We start from the raw sequence: 16765 nt of genomic DNA, 5'->3' as shown, positions 1-16765 counted from the left end.
CGGACGCCCGTTGCTTGCGTCCCGGCAACGCCGGACGCCCCAGCGCGCAGCGCGCGGACGGGCGTCCGCTCAGCGGGTGAAGTCGGCCAGGGTGGCCTTGGCCTGATCGAGCCAGGTGGTGTAGGCCGCGACGGAGTCCTGGGCCTTCTTGATCGCGGACGCGTCCCCGCGGGCCTCGGCCTTGGCAATCCGCTCCTGCAGCTTCTCGATCTCGGCGCTGAGCATGTTCACCGTCTCCTCGGCGCGCTGACGCGCTTCGGGATCGGTGCGCTTCCACTCGGCGTCCTCGGCCTCCTTGACGGCACTCTCCAGCTTGCGGAGCCGCTGGTCGAGCGGGCGGATCGCGTCGCGCGGCACCTTGCCGAGCGCGTTGTACTCCTCCAGGAACGCGCGGTACGCCGTGCGGGCCGCGACGGGATCGGTGACGGGCAGCAGATCCGCCTCCGCCTTCGTGAGCAGCTCCTCCTTGGCTGTCTGGTTGCCGGCGAACTCCTCGTCCTGCACCGACTGGGCCGAGGTGCGGGCGTTGAAGAACTGGTCCTGCAGCCCGCGGAACTCGGCCCACAGCTTCTCGTCGGCGTCGCGCTGGGCGGAGCCGGCGGCACGCCAGCGGTTCATCAGTTCGCGGAATGCGCCGGCCGTCGGCCCCCACTCGGTGGAGTCGGCCAGCTTGCGGGCCTCGGCGATGATCTCCTGCTTCGTGGCCTTCGCGGCGTCCCACTTGACCGATTGCTCGGCGAACTGCGCCTTGCGCCGGCGCGTGTACGTGGTGCGCGCGGAGCTGAAGCGGTGCCACAGGGCGTCATCGGTGGCGCGGTCGATGCGGGGGAGGGCCTTCCATTCGTCCAGCAGGGCGCGGAATCGGTTGACGCCGCCGCGCCAGTCGTTGCCCTGGGCGATTTTCTCGGCCTCGGCGACCATGCCCTCCTTGGCGGCGCGGGTCGCCTCGTTCTGCTTGGCCCGTTCGGCCTTGCGGGCCTCCGTCGCCTCGGTCAGCTTCGGCGCCAGGGCGTCCAGCCGTGCCGTCAGCGACGCCAGGTCGCCCACCGCGTTGGCCCCCGTCACCGACTTGGTGACCGACGTGATCGCCTTGCGGGCGTCGTCGGGGGAGACGAGCCCCGAGTTCAGCCGTTGCTCCAGCAGCGTCACCTCGAGCTCGAGTGCCTCGTAGCGGCGGACGAAGAAGGCCAGCGCTTCCTCGGGCGAGACGCCGGGCACCTGGCCGACGGCGCGTTCGCCGTCCGCCGTCGTCACGTGGACGGTGCCGTCGGAATCGACCCGACCGAAGCTCGCCGGACCCTGTGCATCAGTCATGCGCCCCATCTTGCCCCATAACGCGCGCGCGGTCGCGCCGAGTCCCAATCGCTAGGGTGGGAGCCATGTTCCTGACGTCCTTCCCGGCGGGCCCGTTGCAGGCCAACTGCTACGTCTGGTCCGCCGACGACGCCCACGCGGTCGTCGTCGACCCGGGCGTCAACGCGGCGGACGGCGTCCACAGCATCCTCACCGAGCAGGGCCTCACCCTGGACGCCGTCCTCCTCACCCACGGCCACCCCGACCACGTCGGTGCCGCCGCGGACGTGGCCGACCGCCACGGCGTCCCCGCCTATCTGCACGCGGCGGACGCCCCCATGCTCGACCCGGCCACGCTGCCGGACTGGGCTCGCGAGATCGTCGAGCGTTTCGGTGTGAACCACACCGCACCGGCCGACCTGCGCCTGCTCGCCGGCGGTGAAACGGTGGACGCCGCGGGCGCCCGTTTCACCACGGTCGCCGCGCCGGGGCACACCCCCGGATCGCTGCTGTGGCGCGTGGAGCTGCCCGAGCCGTTCGCCCAGGCCCCCGAGCTGACCGAGCTCGTCTTCACCGGCGACGTGGTGTTCGCCGGCGCCATCGGACGCACCGACTTGCCCGGCGGCGACCACGCCACCATGCTCGCCACGCTCACCGACGTGGTGCTCGCCCTGCCGGACACCGCGGCCCTGCTGCCCGGCCACGGCCCAGAGACCACGCTGGCCCACGAGCGGGCCACCAATCCGTTCCTCCGATCCCACTGAAGGTGACCATGCGACCCAAGCCGCTCTCCGGCTTCCCCGAGTTCCTGCCGTCCGGACGCATCGTCGAGCAGGCCGTGCTCGACACGCTGCGCGAGACCTTCGAGCTGCACAGCTTCGCGTCCATCGAGACCCGCGCGGTCGAGACGATGGACTCCCTGACGCGCAAGGGTGAGATCACCAAGGAGGTCTATGTCGTCCGGCGGTTGCACGCGGCGTCCGACGACGTCGCCGAGCTGGGCCTGCACTACGACCTCACCGTGCCGTTCGCGCGCTACGTGCTGGAGAATTCGGGTCACCTGACGTTCCCGTTCCGCCGCTACCAGATCCAGAAGGCGTGGCGCGGCGAGCGACCCCAGGAGGGCCGCTACCGCGAGTTCTGCCAGGCCGACATCGACATCGTGGGCGAGAACACCCTCGCCGAGCACCACGACGTCGAGGTCGTTCTCGTGATGCTCGAGGCCTTGGAGCGGCTCCACGAGCGCTTCGGCGTGCCCCCCGTCGTGATGGCCGTGAACAACCGCAAGCTCGCCGAGGGGTTCTACGCGGGGCTGGGCATCGAGGACCACCTTGCGGTCCTGCAGCGCGTCGACAAGTTCGACAAGATCGGACGCGACGGCGTCCAGAGGCTACTCGTCGATGAATTGGGGTTGAACGCCGGCGTGGCGGCCACGTGCCTCGACCTGGCCGAGATTCGCACCGCCGACACCTCGTTCGTGGAGCGCGTCCGCGCCCTCGGGGTGCAGCACCCGTTGCTGGACGAGGGGCTGGCGTCCCTGGCGGAGGTGGTGACCGCGGCGGCAGAGGCTGTTCCCGGGCGGCTGGTCGCCGACCTGCGGATCGCCCGCGGCCTCGACTACTACACCGGCACCGTCTACGAGACGCAGATGACCGGGTTGGAGTCGCTGGGTTCGATCTGCTCGGGGGGACGCTACGACGCGCTCGCCTCCGACGGGAAGCGGACGTGGCCCGGGGTGGGCATCTCGCTCGGTGTGAGCCGGATCGTCGCGCCGCTCGTGGCCCGCGGGGCGCTGACGGCGTCGCGCTCGGTGCCCTCGTGCGTGCTGGTGGCGGTGGACGCGGAGGAGACGCGCGGGCAGGCGTCCGCCGTGGCGGCGCAGTTGCGGGCGCGGGGCATCCCGACCGAGGTGGCGCCGAAGGCGGACAAGTTCGGCAAGCAGATTCGCTACGCCGACCGCCGCGGCATCCCGTACGTGTGGTTCAGCGACGGCTCGGTGAAGGACATCCGCTCCGGTGAGCAGGTCCCGGCCGACCCGCAGACGTGGACGCCGCCGGCGTCCGACCTGCGCCCCACGGTCGCCGCGGGCTGACGCCCCCGCTGCCACGCGGCTCCGGACGACCGGGGCTGGGCGTTTGGACCCGAGGAAATGGCGCCATGGCGCCATTTCCTCGGGTCCAAATCTTCAGAAAACCCTGTCCAGCGATGGACAGGTGTGGCACGCTTCCCCTGCGGCAATCCCGCGCGTCGTGACCGCTTCGGCCCTCCGACGCACCCCGCCCCAGAGAGGAGGCTCTCGATGACCGCGAACGTGATCGTGGTGGTCGAGCGAAGGCTGGATCATCCCCGACCCCGCGTGTTCCGCGCGTGGACGGCCCCCGAAGAAATGGCGCAGTGGCGCGGCAGCCCCGGCTGGCACGTCGAGGCCGAGACGGTGACGTCCGACCTCACGCTCGGTGGGCGCCACCATCACGTGAAGGTGCGCGACGACGACCCGAGCGTCCGCGTCACCACCGACGCCGTCTTCACGGAGTTCTTCGACCCCGACGTCTTCGTCGCCAAGCAGCGCATCACTGGGGACGCCGACATCGACCCCGACACCCCGCTGGAACTCCGCGTCGAGTTCACCGCCCAGGGCAAGCAGGCCACCCTGGTGCGCATCATCCAGGGCCCCTACGCCCCGGCCGTGGCGCAGTACCACGCCGACGGCTGGGAGGCCGAACTCGGACGCCTCGACGCGTACCTGGCACGGGAGGAGGCACGATGACCGCCGCGACGACCGTGGTGCGCACCAAGCCGTTGATGAACATGAAGCAGATCCTGCTCATGAACCTCGGCTTCTTCGGCATCCAGTACAGCTTCGGCATGCAGCAGACGGCGGTGACGCCGATCTACAGCTTCCTCGGCGCGAACCCGCACGACCTGCCGCTGCTCAACATGGCCGGCCCCATCACCGGCCTGCTGATCCAGCCCATCATCGGCGCGTGGTCGGACAGGGTGTGGAGCGAGAAGTGGGGACGCCGCAAGGCCTTCTTCATCATCGGCGCCATCGGCTGCTCGATCTGCCTGTTCCTCTTCCCGTTCGTCGCCGCGGTGTGGATGGCCGTGGTGCTGTTGTGGCTGCTCGACATCAGCAACAACACCGCCATGGAGCCCTACCGCGCCTTCATCGCCGACCGGCTGCCGCCCTCCCAGGTGGGCAAGGGCTTCCTCGCCCAGTCGTTCTTCACCGGGCTCGGCATCACGCTGGCCAACCTGTCGCTCGCGGTCTTCCAGGCGCTCATCGCCGGCGGCACCGCGGCGGGCATCCCGTACTGGGTGTTCGGCTCGTTCATGCTCGGTGCCGTCTGCTCCATCTCGACGGTGCTGGTCTCCGTGATCTCCACCCCGGAGCTGCCGCCCAGCCCGTCGGAGCTGGCGGAGCTGAAGCGCAAGCGCGAGGCGGGCAACCCGGTGGTCGGCACCTTCCGCGAGATCGGGGAGGCCATCGTCGAGATGCCCGTCGAGCTGCGGAAGCTGGCGCTCGTCTACCTCTTCCAGTGGTACGCCATGAACTGCTACTGGCAGTACGTGGCGCTCACCGTCGCCGACTCGGTGTTCGGGACGACGGACACGCACTCGGCCGAGTACCAGGACGCCGTCGCCTGGACGGGTCTGGTCAACGGGGCCTACAACATCGTCACCTTCAGCGTGGCGTTCGCGCTGGTCGCGATGGCGCGCCGCTACGGCGCGAAGTGGGTGCACATCGGTGCGCTGCTGTGCGCCACGGTGGGCCTGCTCGTCTTCCCGCACATCACCGACCGGTTCCTGCTGTTCGTGCCGATCATCGGCCTCGGCATCGCGTGGGCGTCCATCATGGGGGTGCCCTACATCATGGCCGTCCGCATGGTGCCGTCGTCGCGCTACGGCGTGTACATGGGCGTCATCAACATGATGATCGTGATCCCCATGCTGATCCAGACGCTGACCTTCGGCTGGGTGTACAACCTGCTCGGCGGCGTCCCCGGCAACGCGATCACCTTCGCCGCGATCCTGTTGGGGCTCGCCGCGGTGGCGATGTTGTGGATCAAGGAGCCGCCCATCGTCAAGGACATGGACGAGGTCTCCGTCACCGTTCCCGATTCGCTGTCGCGGGAGGGCTGAGCCATGGCGAGCATGACCCACTACGGCCGCATCGTCGTCGGCACGGACGGCTCGCCGCTGGCGGGCCCGACCATCGCGCGCGCAGCCGTGCTGGCCGCGGATTCGGACGCCGACCTGCTGATCGTCTGCGCGTTCTCGGAGCTGTCGCAGCGGGACGAGGCGCGCGGCGTCCAGGGCCCGAGCGACGCCCGCCGCGGAGCCGTCCTCGGCCGGCAGGCCGCCACGGACGCCCTCGCCGCCGGGGCGGCCATCGCGCAGGGGCTCGGCGCGCGGGTGGCGTCCACCCTGCTCGTGGAGGGTGAGCCGGCCGCGGGACTCGTGCGCACGGCCGAGGCGCGCGGGGCCGCGCTGCTCGTGATCGGGGCGATTCGCGACCGCAGTATCGCCAATCGCGTGCTGGGCGACGTGGCGACCGACGTCGTCCGCACGGCGGGGTGCGACGTCCTCGTGGTACGCCCCCCGGCCGAGTTGGGGGCGCCGGAGGAGTTCGCGGTGCCCCAGGACGACGCCTGACGCCTCGGCGCGTCGCCCGGCGGCTGCCGCCCATCGGCCGCCTCCGCACACGGCATTTGGACCCGAGGGAATGGCGCCATGGCACCATTTGCTCGGGTCCAAATGCCCCCGCACACGGGCCAGGCGCACGGCGGGGCAGGCCGTGCGGGGTGGACGCCGGCGTCCGGGCTAGGATGGTCGCCGTTGCGCCCGCACCGTCTATGCGGGGCTGAGAAAGGAAGACTGCGTCATGCTGCGGACCCACGAGGCGGGCACCCTGCGCGCCACCGATGTCGGACAGACCGTCACCCTCGCCGGCTGGGTGGGCCGGCGCCGCGACCATGGCGGGGTCGCCTTCATCGATCTGCGGGACGCCTCGGGCGTCGCCCAGGTGGTGGTGCGGGACGAGATCCTCGATTCTTCGGGCGCGCACGACCTGCGCAACGAGTTCTGCATCCGGGTCACCGGCGTCGTCGAGGCCCGCCCCGAGGGCAACGCGAACCCCGATCTGCCCTCCGGCGAGATCGAGGTGGCGATCAGCGAGCTCGAGGTGCTCAACCCGTCCGCGCCGCTGCCGTTCCAGATCGACGAGCGCATCAACGTCGGCGAGGAGGCGCGGCTGCGCTACCGCTATCTGGACCTGCGGCGTCCGGCCCCCGCCGCGGCGATCCGGCTGCGGAGCCAGGTCAACGCCGCCGCCCGCCGCGTGCTGGGCGAGCGCGACTTCGTCGAGATCGAGACGCCCACCATGACGCGCTCGACGCCCGAGGGTGCGCGCGACTTCATCGTGCCCGCGCGGCTCGCGCCGGGCAGCTGGTACGCCTTGCCGCAGAGCCCCCAGCTGTTCAAGCAGCTGCTCATGGTGGCCGGCATGGAGCGGTACTACCAGATCGCGCGCTGCTACCGCGACGAAGACTTCCGCGCCGATCGCCAGCCGGAGTTCACCCAGCTCGACATCGAGATGAGCTTCGTCGACCAGGACGACGTCATCGCGCTCGGCGAGGCCATCGCCGCCGAGGTGTGGGCGCTCATCGGCGTCGAGCTGACGACGCCGTTCCCGCGCCTGACGTTTGCCGACGCGATGAACCGCTACGGCTCCGACAAGCCCGATCTGCGCTTCGACCTCGAGCTCACCGAGCTCACGGAGTATTTCGCCGACACGCCGTTCCGGGTGTTCCAGGCGCCCTACGTCGGCGCGGTCGTCATGCCGGGTGGGGCGTCCCAGCCGCGCCGCACGTTCGACGCGTGGCAGGAGTGGGCCAAGCAGCGCGGCGCCCGCGGGTTGGCCTACGTCACGGTCGGCGACGACGGCGAGGTCGGCGGGCCGGTCGCCAAGAACATCACGGACGCCGAACGCGCCGGCCTCGCGGCGGCCACCGGCGCCCAGCCCGGCGACTGCATCTTCTTCGCCGCCGGAGCGCGCACCGCGTCGCAGAACCTGCTCGGCGCGGCCCGCAACGAGATCGCCGAGCGGTGCGGCCTCATCGAGCCCGGCAGCTGGAGCTTCCTGTGGGTGGTGGACGCCCCCTTGTTCAAGCCCGCGAACGAGGCGACGGCGGAGGGTGACGTCGCCGTCGGCGAGGGCGCCTGGACGGCCGTCCACCACGCGTTCACCGCGCCGCAGGAGGTCGACACCTTCGACACCGACCCCGGCAACGCGCTGGCGTGGGCCTACGACATGGTGTGCAACGGCAACGAGATCGGCGGCGGGTCGATCCGTATCCACCGCCGCGACGTCCAGGAGCGCGTGTTCGCGATCATGGGCATCGACGAGGAACAGGCGCAGGAGAAGTTCGGCTTCCTCCTCGACGCGTTCAAGTTCGGCGCGCCGCCCCACGGCGGCATCGCCTTCGGCTGGGACCGCATCGTCGCCCTGCTCGCGGGTGCGGAGTCGATCCGCGAGGTCATCGCGTTCCCGAAGACCGGCAACGGCTACGACCCGCTCACCCAGGCGCCCGCGCCGATCACGCCGCAGCAGCGGCGTGAGGCCGGTGTGGACGCCCGTCCCGCGGACAAGAAGAAGCAGGCGGACGCCGAGGCTCCCGCCAGCTGAGCTGGGCCGCGCTCGACGAGGGCGCACCCAGCATCAAGGCCGCACAGAGCAGCAAGGCCGCACAGAGCAGCAAGGCCGCACAGAGCAGCAAGGCCGCACAGAGCAGCAAGGCCGCACCCAGCAGCAAGGCCGCACAGAGCAGCAAGGCCGCACCCAGCAGCAAGGCCGCCCCGGGAATGCCCCGGGGCGGCCTTGGTGCGTTGCGTCACTCGGTGGGTGCGTCCTCGGGCTCACCGAGCAGGCGGTAGATCGCCTTCTCGGCCTCGCCCAGCGCGGACGCGGCGCGCGCGACCTGCTCGGGCGTGCCGGTCTGGGAGACGGCTTGCACCGCGGTGGCGAGGGTCTGGTAGGCCTGCCAGGCGGTCGGGTCGAACGCGGCCTCGGCAGCCTGCGCCTCGGCGTTGACCGCCTCCCACGGCTTGTCGGCGTTCTCGGCTGGCTCGCGGCCGGCCTCGGTGAGGGTGAAGGCGCGCTGGCCGTCCACCTCGGTCTCGGTGATGAGGCCCTCGTCGACGAGCTGGGCCAGGGCGGGGTAGACCGCGCCCGGGCTGGGCTTCCAGAGCCCCTGGGTCCGCTCAGCGAGGGTGGTGATGATCTGGTAGCCGTTCATGGGCTGCTCGGTGAGCAGCGCCAAGATGGCCTGGCGGACGTCGCCGCGCCGGGCGCGGCCACCCCGGCCCCGTCCTCGGCCACGGCCGCCGCGTCCTGGCCCGCCGGGGCCCATCGGGCCGTGCTCGCCCGGGCCGAACCCACCGGGCCCACCGGGGCCTCCCGGGCCGAACCCGCCAGGGCCACCCGGCCCCATCGGCCCGTGTCCGCCGGGCCCGCCCGGCCCGCCGGGGCCGAACCCGCCGGGGCGGCGTCCGTGACCCTCGGGACCTTCGTGGCCCATGTTCGCCTGGGGGCCGAAGCCCCAGCGGCGCCCGCGCGGGCGTCCTTCGTCGTCGGGGCGCTCGCCCCGGCCACGCCGCTTGCCGCGGCGTCCGTCGCGGCCGCGCTCGCGGCCGTCATCATCGGTCATGCCCAGCCACCAGGGCTGGTTCATTGCGTACTCCATGGGGATGTCCTTTCGTCAGGAGATGTCACTAACGATATATCGAAGATAGCTCTAAAGCAAGTCCATGCACCTCAGCACCACCGCGCCACCGCGCCACCGGTGGACGCGCGGCAGGATGGACGCGTGCGCGCGCTCACCTATGACCGCTTCGGCGGCAGCATCATCGTCTCCGACATCGCCGAGCCGACGCCGCCGCCACGCGGGGTCGTCGTGGCGGTGGAGGCGGCCGGGCTCTGCCGCAGCGACTGGCACGGCTGGCAGGGCCACGACGCCGACATCGCCGCCTTCCCCCACGTGCCCGGCCACGAGTTTGCCGGCCGGATCGCCGCGCTGGGCGACGGCGTCACCGGCTTCGCGCTTGGCGAGCGGGTGACCGCGCCGTTCGTCCAGGCGTGCGGGGACTGCCCCACGTGCGCCGCCGGCGACGGCCAGGTCTGCCCGCACCAGCGTCAGCCGGGCTTCAGCGATCCGGGCTGCTTCGCCGAGCGCGTGGTCGTCCACGCCGCGGAGACCAACCTCGTGCGCCTGCCGGACGCGGTGGGCGTCCGGGAGGCCGCGGGGTTGGGCTGCCGGGTGGCGACGGCGTTCCGCGGGGTGGTGCACCGCGGCAGGGTCTGCCCCGGGGAGTGGCTCCTGGTGATCGGCTGCGGGGGTGTGGGGCTCGCGGCCGTCGCGATCGGGGTGGCCGCGGGCGCGCGGGTCGTGGCCGTCGACGTCGCGGACGCCTCACGGACGCGGGCCCGCGAGCTGGGCGCCGAGATCACGCTCTCACCGGCCGAACTCGCCTGTGCCCCCGAGCTCACCGGCGGTGGTGCGCACGTGGGGGTGGACGCCCTCGGCTCGCCCGAGGCGCTGGCCGGCTCGCTGGCGTCCCTGCGGCGGCGGGGGCGTCACGTGCAGATCGGGTTGCTGCCCGACGCGACGACGCCGGTGCCGATGGGTCCGGTCATCGCCCGGGAGCTGGATGTGCTGGGCAGCCACGGCATGGCGGCGTCCGCGTACGCCGAGTTGCTGGCCTGGGTGGCGGACGGCCGGCTCGACCTCGGCGCCCTGGTGGCACCGGGGGAGCCGCTCACGCTGGCCGAAGCCGCCGCGGCGTTGCCGCGCCTGGGCAACGCTGCCTCGCGCGGCGTGGTGCTGGTCGATCCCCGCCGCTGAGGGCCGAGCCGCCCCATGGGCTCGGCCCGTCAGCGCGCGTGGGTCAGGGCACGATCTGGCCGGTCCGGGCGTCCACGACGATGTCGTCGTCGGTCAGGCCGTCGCCGTCGATCTCGACCTCCCACTCGACGTCGGACTCGTCGAACTCGACGTCAGTGACGGTGCCGGGGCGCTCGGCCAGGGCGGTCTCGATGGCTTGCGTGATGGTCACCGAGGCGGCCTCGTACGACGCGACGTCGCCGGCGTCGATGGTGTCGGGGTCGTCGTCGGTGCGCGTGACGGCGGTGCCGTCACCGGAGACCTGGAGTTCGTGGAGCTGGTCACCCACGAGCACGTCCAGCTCCCAGTGGGCGTCGTCCGTCGCCAGCGCGTCGTCCCACTCGAGGTCGACCACGCGGCCGTCGAGCTGGGCCTCAGCGGTCTCGATGGCGGCCGTGGCGGCCGCGTTGTGTGCGTCGGCGTCGGTGGCGCCGGCCGTGGAATCAGCGGCCGGCGTCGTGGCGGCATCCGTGACGACCGGCTGGGTGCTGGCCGCGGGAGCGGTGTCGGAGGTTGAGGAGGCGCAGCCGGTGACGGCCATGCCGAGGACAATGGTCGCTGCTGCGAGTGACTTCTTGTTCATGCCTTCCACCGTAGGTGCCCCGACAAGGCAGGGTAGCGTCGGGGAGGTGAGCGACCTCTTCGGCAACCCTGATCCGGAACCCGCCGGCGTCGCGGGGCGCACGGGGGGATCACTGTCCGGCGCGGCCCACGAGCACCTCCCGCTGGCGGTGCGCCTGCGCCCGCGCACCCTGGAGGAGATCGTCGGCCAGCAGCACCTCCTCGGGCCCGGCTCGCCGCTGCGCCGCCTCGCGGACGGCCAGCCGATGAGCGTCTTTCTCTGGGGCCCCCCGGGGGTGGGCAAGACGACGATCGCCTCGGTGGTCTCCCGCGCCACCAACCGACGGTTCGTGGAGCTCTCGGGTGTCACCGCAGGCGTCAAGGAGGTGCGGGCCGAGTTGGACGCCGCCAAGCGCGAGCTGGCCCGCGGCCGCGGCACCGTGTTGTTCGTCGACGAGGTGCATCGCTTCAACAAGGCCCAGCAGGACGTCCTGCTGCCCGCCGTCGAGAATCGCCTCGTCACGCTCATCGCCGCCACCACGGAGAACCCGTCGTTCTCCGTCATCTCCCCGCTGCTCTCCCGCTCGCTGCTGCTCACCCTCAAGCCGCTCACCGACGACGACATCACCGGGCTGCTGGAGCGGGCCCTGACCGACGAGCGCGGCCTCCGCACGCCCGAGGGCGACCCCTACACGCTGGCAACGGACGCCCGCGCCACCCTCGTCCGCCTGGCCGGCGGCGACGCCCGGCGCTCCCTGACGTACCTCGAGGAGGCCGCGGCGTCGGCGTCCGCCCTGGGCAGCACGACGATCACGGGTGAGGCCGTCGAGCTGGCCGTCGACCGCGCCGCCCTGCGCTACGACCGCGACGGCGACCAGCACTACGACGTCATCAGCGCCTTCATCAAGTCCATCCGCGGCTCCGACGTGGACGCCGGGCTGCACTACCTGGCCCGCATGCTCGAGGGCGGCGAGGACCCCCGCTTCATCGCCCGCCGCCTCATCATCCTCGCCAGCGAGGACATCGGCATGGCAGCCCCCTCGGTGCTCACCACGTGCGTGGCCGCAGCGCAGGCCGTCCAGCTCATCGGCATGCCCGAGGGACGCCTCACGCTCGCCCACGCGGTGGTCGCATGCGCCACCGCGCCCAAGTCGAACGCGGTCACCACCGCGATCGGGGCGGCCAGCGCCGACGTCCAGGCCGGCCGCGGCGGGGCCGTGCCGGCCCACCTGCGCGACGCCCACTACGCGGGCGCCAAGCAGCACGGCCACGGGCAGGGCTACCGGTACGCCCACGACTTTCCCCACGGCGTGGCATCGCAGCAGTACCTGCCGGACGACCTCGCGTCCGCCCGCTACTACACGCCCACCGATCACGGCAACGAGGCGCTGATCGCCGAGCGGCTGGGGGCGATCCGCGCCCTGCTCGGGCGTGCGGACGACGGCTGAGGCCGGTGCACTAGGCTTGCGTGCCATGAGTGTCGGGGAGATCGCCGGGTTGGTCGCAGCCGTCCGCCCCCGCGCCTGGGTGGCTGACTTCGCCACCACCGACGCCCGCGCCCGCCGCGCGAAGCACACCGAACTGATGGGTCTGTTGACCACCACCGAAAGAGGACGCCTCGAATGAAGACCGCGGAGATCCGGCGCCGCTTCCTCGACCATTTCGTCGCCCGGGAGCACCTGTTGATCCCCTCGGCGTCCCTGGTCTACCCCGACCCGACGCTGCTGTTCGTCAACGCCGGCATGGTGCCGTTCAAGCCCTACTTCGTCGGCGACGAGCCCGCGCCCGCGCCGCGCGCCGTGTCGTGCCAGAAGTGCGTCCGCACCCTCGACATCGAGGACGTCGGCAAGACCACCCGCCACGGCACGTTCTTCCAGATGCTCGGCAACTTCTCCTTCGGCGACTACTTCAAGGCCGGCGCCATCGAGATGGCGTGGTCGCTCGTCACGGGTTCCCAGGACGAGGGCGGGCTCGGCTTCGACCCCGAGAAGGTCTGGGTGACGGTGCTCGGGCCCGGCCACCACCCGGACTACCCCGACGGCGACGTCGAGGCGCGCGAGCTGTGGCGCTCGGTCGGCATCCCCGACGAGCGCATCCAGGGGCGCAACCTCAAGGACAACTACTGGCACATGGGCGTCCCCGGCCCCGGCGGCCCCTGCTCGGAGATCTACATCGATCGCGGCCCGGAGTTCGGCCCCGACGGCGGCCCGGTGGTGGACGAGGACCGGTTCCTGGAGATCTGGAACCTGGTGTTCCAGACAGAGGACCTGGCCGAGGTGCGCGCCAAGGACGACTTCGACATCGCCAGCCCGCTGCCGAGCCGCAACATCGACACCGGCGCTGGTCTGGAGCGCATCGCCTACCTGCTGCAGGGCCGCGCGAACATGTACGAGATCGACGAGATCTTCCCCGTCATCGAGCGGGCGGCCGAGCTGGCCGGCATCCGGTACGGCGACGACGCGGATGCCGACGTCCGGCTCCGCGTCGTGGGAGACCACGTGCGCAGCGCCCTGATGCTGATGACCGACGGTGTCACGCCCGGCAACGAGGCGCGCGGGTACGTGCTGCGACGCCTCCTGCGCCGCTCGGTGCGCTCGATGCGGCTGTTGGGGGTGGCCGATCCGGTGCTGCCCACCCTGCTGCCGGTGAGCCGTGACCTGATGGCCACCAGCTACCCCGAGGTGCGCGAGCAGTGGGAGCGCGTGTCGGCGTCCGCCTACGCGGAGGAGGAGAGCTTCCGCCGGACGCTCGCCTCCGGCACCCAGATCTTCGATGTCGCGGTGGCGGACGCGAAGGCAGCCCACCAGACGACGCTGGCCGGCGCCAAGGCGTTCCAGCTGCACGACACCTACGGCTTCCCCATCGACCTGACGCTGGAGATGGCGTCCGAGGCGGGCCTGGCCGTGGACGCCGCGGAGTTCCGCCGCCTCATGGGTGAGCAGAAGGCGCGCGCGAAGGCGGACGCCAAGGCGAAGAAGGGCGGCGCGGTCAACACCGAGGCGTACCGGGGCCTGCGCGAGGCCGGCGAGACGCCGTTCCTGGGCTACACCGAGCTCGGGGTGGCCTCGACGGTGCGCGGCATCGTCCGTGAGGGGCAGCTCGTGGCCGCGGCGCGGCCCGGCGAGCTGGTCGAGGTCGTCCTCGACGAGACGCCGTTCTACGCCGAGGCGGGTGGCCAGGACGCCGACAGCGGCCTCCTCACCGCCCACGGCGTCGAGCTGGAGGTGCTCGACGTCCAGCGGCCCGTGCCGGGGCTAATCGTCCACACCGCGCGGGTGAACGAGGGCGAGCTCGAGGCGGGCGCGGAGGTGTTCGCGCAGGTGGACGCCGCCGCGCGCTTCGGCGCCTGCCAGGCCCACACCGCCACGCACGTCGTGAACGCGGCGCTGCGCCAGATGCTGGGCCAGGGCACGCACCAGGCCGGTTCCTACAACAAGCCGGGCTACCTGCGGTTCGACTTCAACGCCGCCCAGGGCCTCTCGGCCGGCGCGCGCAACGAGTTGGAGAGCATCGTCAACGCGGCGATCCGCGACGACTTCGCCGTCACCGCGCAGGAGATGGCCCTCGACGAGGCGCGCGCGCTCGGCGCGCAGGCGATGTTCGGCGAGAAGTACGGCGCCGTCGTCCGCATGGTCGAGCTGGCGGGCCCGTGGTCGCGCGAGCTGTGTGGCGGCACGCACGTGGCCTCCACCGCGCAGATCGGGCTGGTCAACCTGGTGGGCGAGGGCTCGGTCGGCTCCGGCATCCGCCGCGTCGAGGCGCTGGTGAGCGCGGACGCCTTCGCGTCCTTCGCCGCCGAGCGCGCCCTCGTCGCGACCCTGAGCGACACCCTCAAGACCCAGCCCGACCAGCTGGAGGATCGCGTCGAGAAGCTGCTGGCCCAGCTCAAGGCCGCGGAGAAGACGATCGCCGACCTGCGCGCCAAGGAACTGCTCGGCAACGCCGACGCGATGCTGGCCGCCGCGACGGACGCCGGCGGGTACCGGCTCGTCGCCCGGCACCTGCCCGGCACGGCCGGCGGCGACCTGCGCACCCTCGCGGTCGACCTGCGCGCCCGACTGGGCGACGCCGCGGGCGTCGTGGCGCTCGTCGGCGGCGACGCGAAGCCGGTCGTCACGGTGGCGACCACCGCGGCGGCGCGGGAGCGGGGCGCCAAGGCCGGCCGGCTCGTGGGCACGGCCGCGGCCGAGCTCGGGGGCCGCGGCGGCGGCTCGGATGACCTAGCCCAGGGTGGCGGCACGGACGCCTCCGGCGCCGAACGTGCGCTCGCGGCCGTCCGCACCGCTCTGACCGCATGAGCGACGCCGACGCGGCCCGGCCCGACGCCGCGCCCCCGATCCAGGGCGTCCGCCTGGCGCTGGACTGGGGGCAGGCGCGCATCGGCGTGGCCGCGTGCGACGCGCGCGGCACCCTGGCGCACCCCGTCGAGACGCTCAACGCGCGCGACCGCGGCCAGGTGCTGGCGCGGCTGCGGGCCTTGGTGGCCGAGTACGAGCCCACCGGCTTCGTGCTCGGGCTGCCGCGACATCTGAACGGACATGAGGGCGTCAACGCCAGGCTCGTGCGCGACAGCGCGGCGTGGCTGGCCGCGCAGTTCCCGGAGGTGGACGTCCGGCTCGTGGACGAGCGCCTGACCACGGTGACCGCGAGCGCCCAGCTGCGCGCGGCGGGACGGACGGCGCGCCAGCAGCGCGGTGTCATCGATCAGGCGGCCGCCGTGGCAATCTTGAACGCAGCCCTGGACACTGAGCGCGCCACCGGACGTCGCGCCGGGGAGCCCATCAACGAAAGGACGCCGGAATGACCGAGCGCCAACGTCGGGTCCAGCCGGGTCGCCTGCGCGACCCGGAGACGGGCGAGTGGAACCGCAAGGAGATCTGGCACTACCTGCGGGGGTGGGTGGCCGTGGCCGTCGCGCTGGCGGTGGTCTTCGGCGGGCTCTGGTTCGTCGGAACCCGGGCGTGGGACGCCTGGCAGGAGTTCCGCACCGCGGAGGACTACGAGGGCGAGGGCGCCGAGCAGGTCCAGATCCAGATCCCCACCGGCGCCACCATGCGTCAGATCGGCGATCTGCTCGCGGAGGCGGACGTCGTCAGCTCGGCCGACACGTTCGTTCGCGTCGCGAACTCCCGTTCGGAGGACGCGGCCCGCGTCCAGGCCGGCACGTACAGCATGCTGACCCGGATGCCTGCGGCGGCTGCCTTCGAGCGCTTGCTCGATCCGGCCTTCCAGGTGCGCGACATGATCCAGTTCCGCGAGGGGCAGCGGCTCACCGAGCAGGTGGCGCTCATGGCGGAGGCCACCGGCATCCCCGCCGAGGAGTTCACCGAGGTGGTCACGAACCGCATCGCCGAGCTCGGCCTGCCCGAGTGGGCGCCGGCCGACAATGCGGAGGGATTCCTGTTCCCCGACACCTACGAGCTGCCGACGGACCGGACGGCCCTGTCGGTGACGCGGCTGGCGACCACCCACTTCTCCACGGTCGCGAACGAGCTCGACTTCGCCAACCAGGCTGCGGCGTCGCCCGCTGAGAATCCCTACACGGCGCTGATCATGGCCAGCGTTTTGGAGCGGGAGGCCAACCGGCAGGAGGATCGGTACCGCGTCGCGCGCGTGTTCTACAACCGCCTGGCCGAAGGCATGCCGTTGCAGTCCGACGCGACCATCGCCTACGCCAACAACATCACCGGGCGCGTGTTCACCACCGACGCGGAGCGAGCGATCGACTCGCCCTACAACACCTACCTCAACACCGGCCTGCCGCCGGGGCCGGTCACGTCCCCGTCGCGCAACGCCCTGGACGCGGCGCTGCACCCGGCCGAGGGCAACTGGTTGTACTTCGTGGTCGTGAACCTCGACACGGGGGAGACCGAGTTCAACGACACCTACGAGGCGCACCAGGCCTCGGTCAACAAGTTGCAGGAGTGGTGCCAGACGCAGGCACCCGGCCGTTGCCAGTGAGCCCCCGG

15 protein-coding genes are annotated in these 16765 nt (G+C 72.1%); 12 read left to right on the top strand and 3 right to left on the bottom strand.

Translation table 11 applies throughout. The features are described 5' to 3' along the window. Positions 1-69: 69 nt before the first annotated feature. Positions 70-1314 (bottom strand): DUF349 domain-containing protein, encoded by a 1245-nt coding sequence (locus PCC79_RS09035; RefSeq protein WP_342371638.1) that lies wholly within the window; start codon positions 1312-1314, stop codon positions 70-72. A 65-nt stretch (positions 1315-1379) separates the two neighbouring features. Between PCC79_RS09035 and PCC79_RS09030 the strand changes: the two genes are divergently transcribed. From PCC79_RS09030 to aspS, 6 genes are all read left to right on the top strand, one after another. Continuing rightward, complete coding sequence (locus tag PCC79_RS09030; RefSeq protein WP_342371637.1) at positions 1380-2057, top strand: MBL fold metallo-hydrolase; 678 nt, start codon at positions 1380-1382, stop codon at positions 2055-2057. 8 nt (positions 2058-2065) lie between these two features. Then, positions 2066-3385, top strand: coding sequence for a histidine--tRNA ligase (hisS, locus tag PCC79_RS09025; protein ID WP_342373610.1), 1320 nt, complete (start codon positions 2066-2068; stop codon positions 3383-3385). A 207-nt stretch (positions 3386-3592) separates the two neighbouring features. Next, on the top strand, positions 3593-4060 hold the full coding sequence (locus PCC79_RS09020; RefSeq protein ID WP_342371636.1) for an SRPBCC domain-containing protein: 468 nt from the start codon (positions 3593-3595) through the stop codon (positions 4058-4060). Further along, positions 4057-5436 carry an MFS transporter gene (locus PCC79_RS09015; protein WP_232547846.1) on the top strand — a complete coding sequence of 460 codons (1380 nt, stop codon included), beginning with the start codon at positions 4057-4059 and terminating at the stop codon, positions 5434-5436. The genes PCC79_RS09020 and PCC79_RS09015 overlap by 4 nt, the downstream gene beginning before the upstream one ends. Before the next feature lie 3 nt (positions 5437-5439). After that, positions 5440-5949, top strand: a complete 510-nt coding sequence (locus PCC79_RS09010) for a universal stress protein (protein WP_342371635.1) — start codon at positions 5440-5442, stop codon at positions 5947-5949. A 229-nt stretch (positions 5950-6178) separates the two neighbouring features. Next, positions 6179-7981 (top strand): aspartate--tRNA ligase, encoded by a 1803-nt coding sequence (gene aspS / locus PCC79_RS09005; protein WP_342371634.1) that lies wholly within the window; start codon positions 6179-6181, stop codon positions 7979-7981. A 205-nt stretch (positions 7982-8186) separates the two neighbouring features. On the opposite strand, the gene PCC79_RS09000 is transcribed toward aspS, so the two are convergent. Beyond that, the gene (locus PCC79_RS09000; RefSeq protein WP_232547849.1) at positions 8187-9038 is read right to left on the bottom strand and encodes a PadR family transcriptional regulator; all 852 of its coding nucleotides are present in this window, start codon (positions 9036-9038) and stop codon (positions 8187-8189) included. A gap of 123 nt (positions 9039-9161) precedes the next feature. Here PCC79_RS09000 and PCC79_RS08995 point away from each other — a divergent pair, with 123 nt between their 5' ends. Beyond that, positions 9162-10196 carry an alcohol dehydrogenase catalytic domain-containing protein gene (locus PCC79_RS08995; protein WP_342371633.1) on the top strand — a complete coding sequence of 345 codons (1035 nt, stop codon included), beginning with the start codon at positions 9162-9164 and terminating at the stop codon, positions 10194-10196. Between the two features lie 43 nt (positions 10197-10239). Here the strand turns inward: PCC79_RS08995 and PCC79_RS08990 are convergent, their stop codons facing one another. Then, positions 10240-10818 carry a PepSY domain-containing protein gene (locus PCC79_RS08990; RefSeq protein ID WP_342371632.1) on the bottom strand — a complete coding sequence of 193 codons (579 nt, stop codon included), beginning with the start codon at positions 10816-10818 and terminating at the stop codon, positions 10240-10242. On the opposite strand from PCC79_RS08990, the gene PCC79_RS08985 reads away from it, so the two are divergent. Genes PCC79_RS08985 through mltG form a run of 5 tightly spaced genes read left to right on the top strand, consistent with a single transcriptional unit; the run spans position 10817 to position 16757 of the window. Further along, on the top strand, positions 10817-12244 hold the full coding sequence (locus PCC79_RS08985) for a replication-associated recombination protein A (RefSeq protein ID WP_425325629.1): 1428 nt from the start codon (positions 10817-10819) through the stop codon (positions 12242-12244). The two genes, PCC79_RS08990 and PCC79_RS08985, sit on opposite strands and share 2 nt — an antisense overlap. A gap of 25 nt (positions 12245-12269) precedes the next feature. After that, the gene (locus PCC79_RS08980) at positions 12270-12422 is read left to right on the top strand and encodes a hypothetical protein (protein ID WP_232547852.1); all 153 of its coding nucleotides are present in this window, start codon (positions 12270-12272) and stop codon (positions 12420-12422) included. Then, positions 12419-15094 carry an alanine--tRNA ligase gene (alaS, locus tag PCC79_RS08975; protein ID WP_342371631.1) on the top strand — a complete coding sequence of 892 codons (2676 nt, stop codon included), beginning with the start codon at positions 12419-12421 and terminating at the stop codon, positions 15092-15094. The genes PCC79_RS08980 and alaS overlap by 4 nt, the downstream gene beginning before the upstream one ends. Continuing rightward, positions 15091-15600, top strand: coding sequence for a Holliday junction resolvase RuvX (ruvX, locus tag PCC79_RS08970; RefSeq protein ID WP_232547854.1), 510 nt, complete (start codon positions 15091-15093; stop codon positions 15598-15600). The genes alaS and ruvX overlap by 4 nt, the downstream gene beginning before the upstream one ends. Further along, a complete protein-coding gene (gene mltG, locus PCC79_RS08965; protein WP_342371630.1) occupies positions 15597-16757 on the top strand; it encodes an endolytic transglycosylase MltG in 1161 nt (386 codons plus the stop codon). Before ruvX ends, mltG begins: the two co-directional genes overlap by 4 nt. Positions 16758-16765: the final 8 nt, after the last annotated feature.

The organism is Propioniciclava soli (assembly GCF_038502305.1).
GTDB lineage: Bacteria > Actinomycetota > Actinomycetes > Propionibacteriales > Propionibacteriaceae > Propioniciclava > Propioniciclava soli.
This window is presented reverse-complemented; position numbering and strand designations above follow the sequence as displayed.

Excerpts from the sequence above, each read along its gene's own strand:
- PCC79_RS09010 (WP_342371635.1), top strand. The coding sequence starts at position 5,440 with ATGGCGAGCATGACCCACTACGGCCGCATCGTCGTCGGCACGGACGGC.
- alaS (WP_342371631.1), top strand. The coding sequence starts at position 12,419 with ATGAAGACCGCGGAGATCCGGCGCCGCTTCCTCGACCATTTCGTCGCC.
- aspS (WP_342371634.1), top strand. The coding sequence starts at position 6,179 with ATGCTGCGGACCCACGAGGCGGGCACCCTGCGCGCCACCGATGTCGGA.
- PCC79_RS09015 (WP_232547846.1), top strand. The coding sequence starts at position 4,057 with ATGACCGCCGCGACGACCGTGGTGCGCACCAAGCCGTTGATGAACATG.
- PCC79_RS08985 (WP_425325629.1), top strand. The coding sequence starts at position 10,817 with ATGCCTTCCACCGTAGGTGCCCCGACAAGGCAGGGTAGCGTCGGGGAG.
- PCC79_RS09000 (WP_232547849.1), bottom strand. The coding sequence starts at position 9,038 with ATGGAGTACGCAATGAACCAGCCCTGGTGGCTGGGCATGACCGATGAT.
- PCC79_RS09030 (WP_342371637.1), top strand. The coding sequence starts at position 1,380 with ATGTTCCTGACGTCCTTCCCGGCGGGCCCGTTGCAGGCCAACTGCTAC.
- mltG (WP_342371630.1), top strand. The coding sequence starts at position 15,597 with ATGACCGAGCGCCAACGTCGGGTCCAGCCGGGTCGCCTGCGCGACCCG.
- PCC79_RS08980 (WP_232547852.1), top strand. The coding sequence starts at position 12,270 with ATGAGTGTCGGGGAGATCGCCGGGTTGGTCGCAGCCGTCCGCCCCCGC.
- PCC79_RS09020 (WP_342371636.1), top strand. The coding sequence starts at position 3,593 with ATGACCGCGAACGTGATCGTGGTGGTCGAGCGAAGGCTGGATCATCCC.
- hisS (WP_342373610.1), top strand. The coding sequence starts at position 2,066 with ATGCGACCCAAGCCGCTCTCCGGCTTCCCCGAGTTCCTGCCGTCCGGA.
- PCC79_RS09035 (WP_342371638.1), bottom strand. The coding sequence starts at position 1,314 with ATGACTGATGCACAGGGTCCGGCGAGCTTCGGTCGGGTCGATTCCGAC.
- ruvX (WP_232547854.1), top strand. The coding sequence starts at position 15,091 with ATGAGCGACGCCGACGCGGCCCGGCCCGACGCCGCGCCCCCGATCCAG.
- PCC79_RS08990 (WP_342371632.1), bottom strand. The coding sequence starts at position 10,818 with ATGAACAAGAAGTCACTCGCAGCAGCGACCATTGTCCTCGGCATGGCC.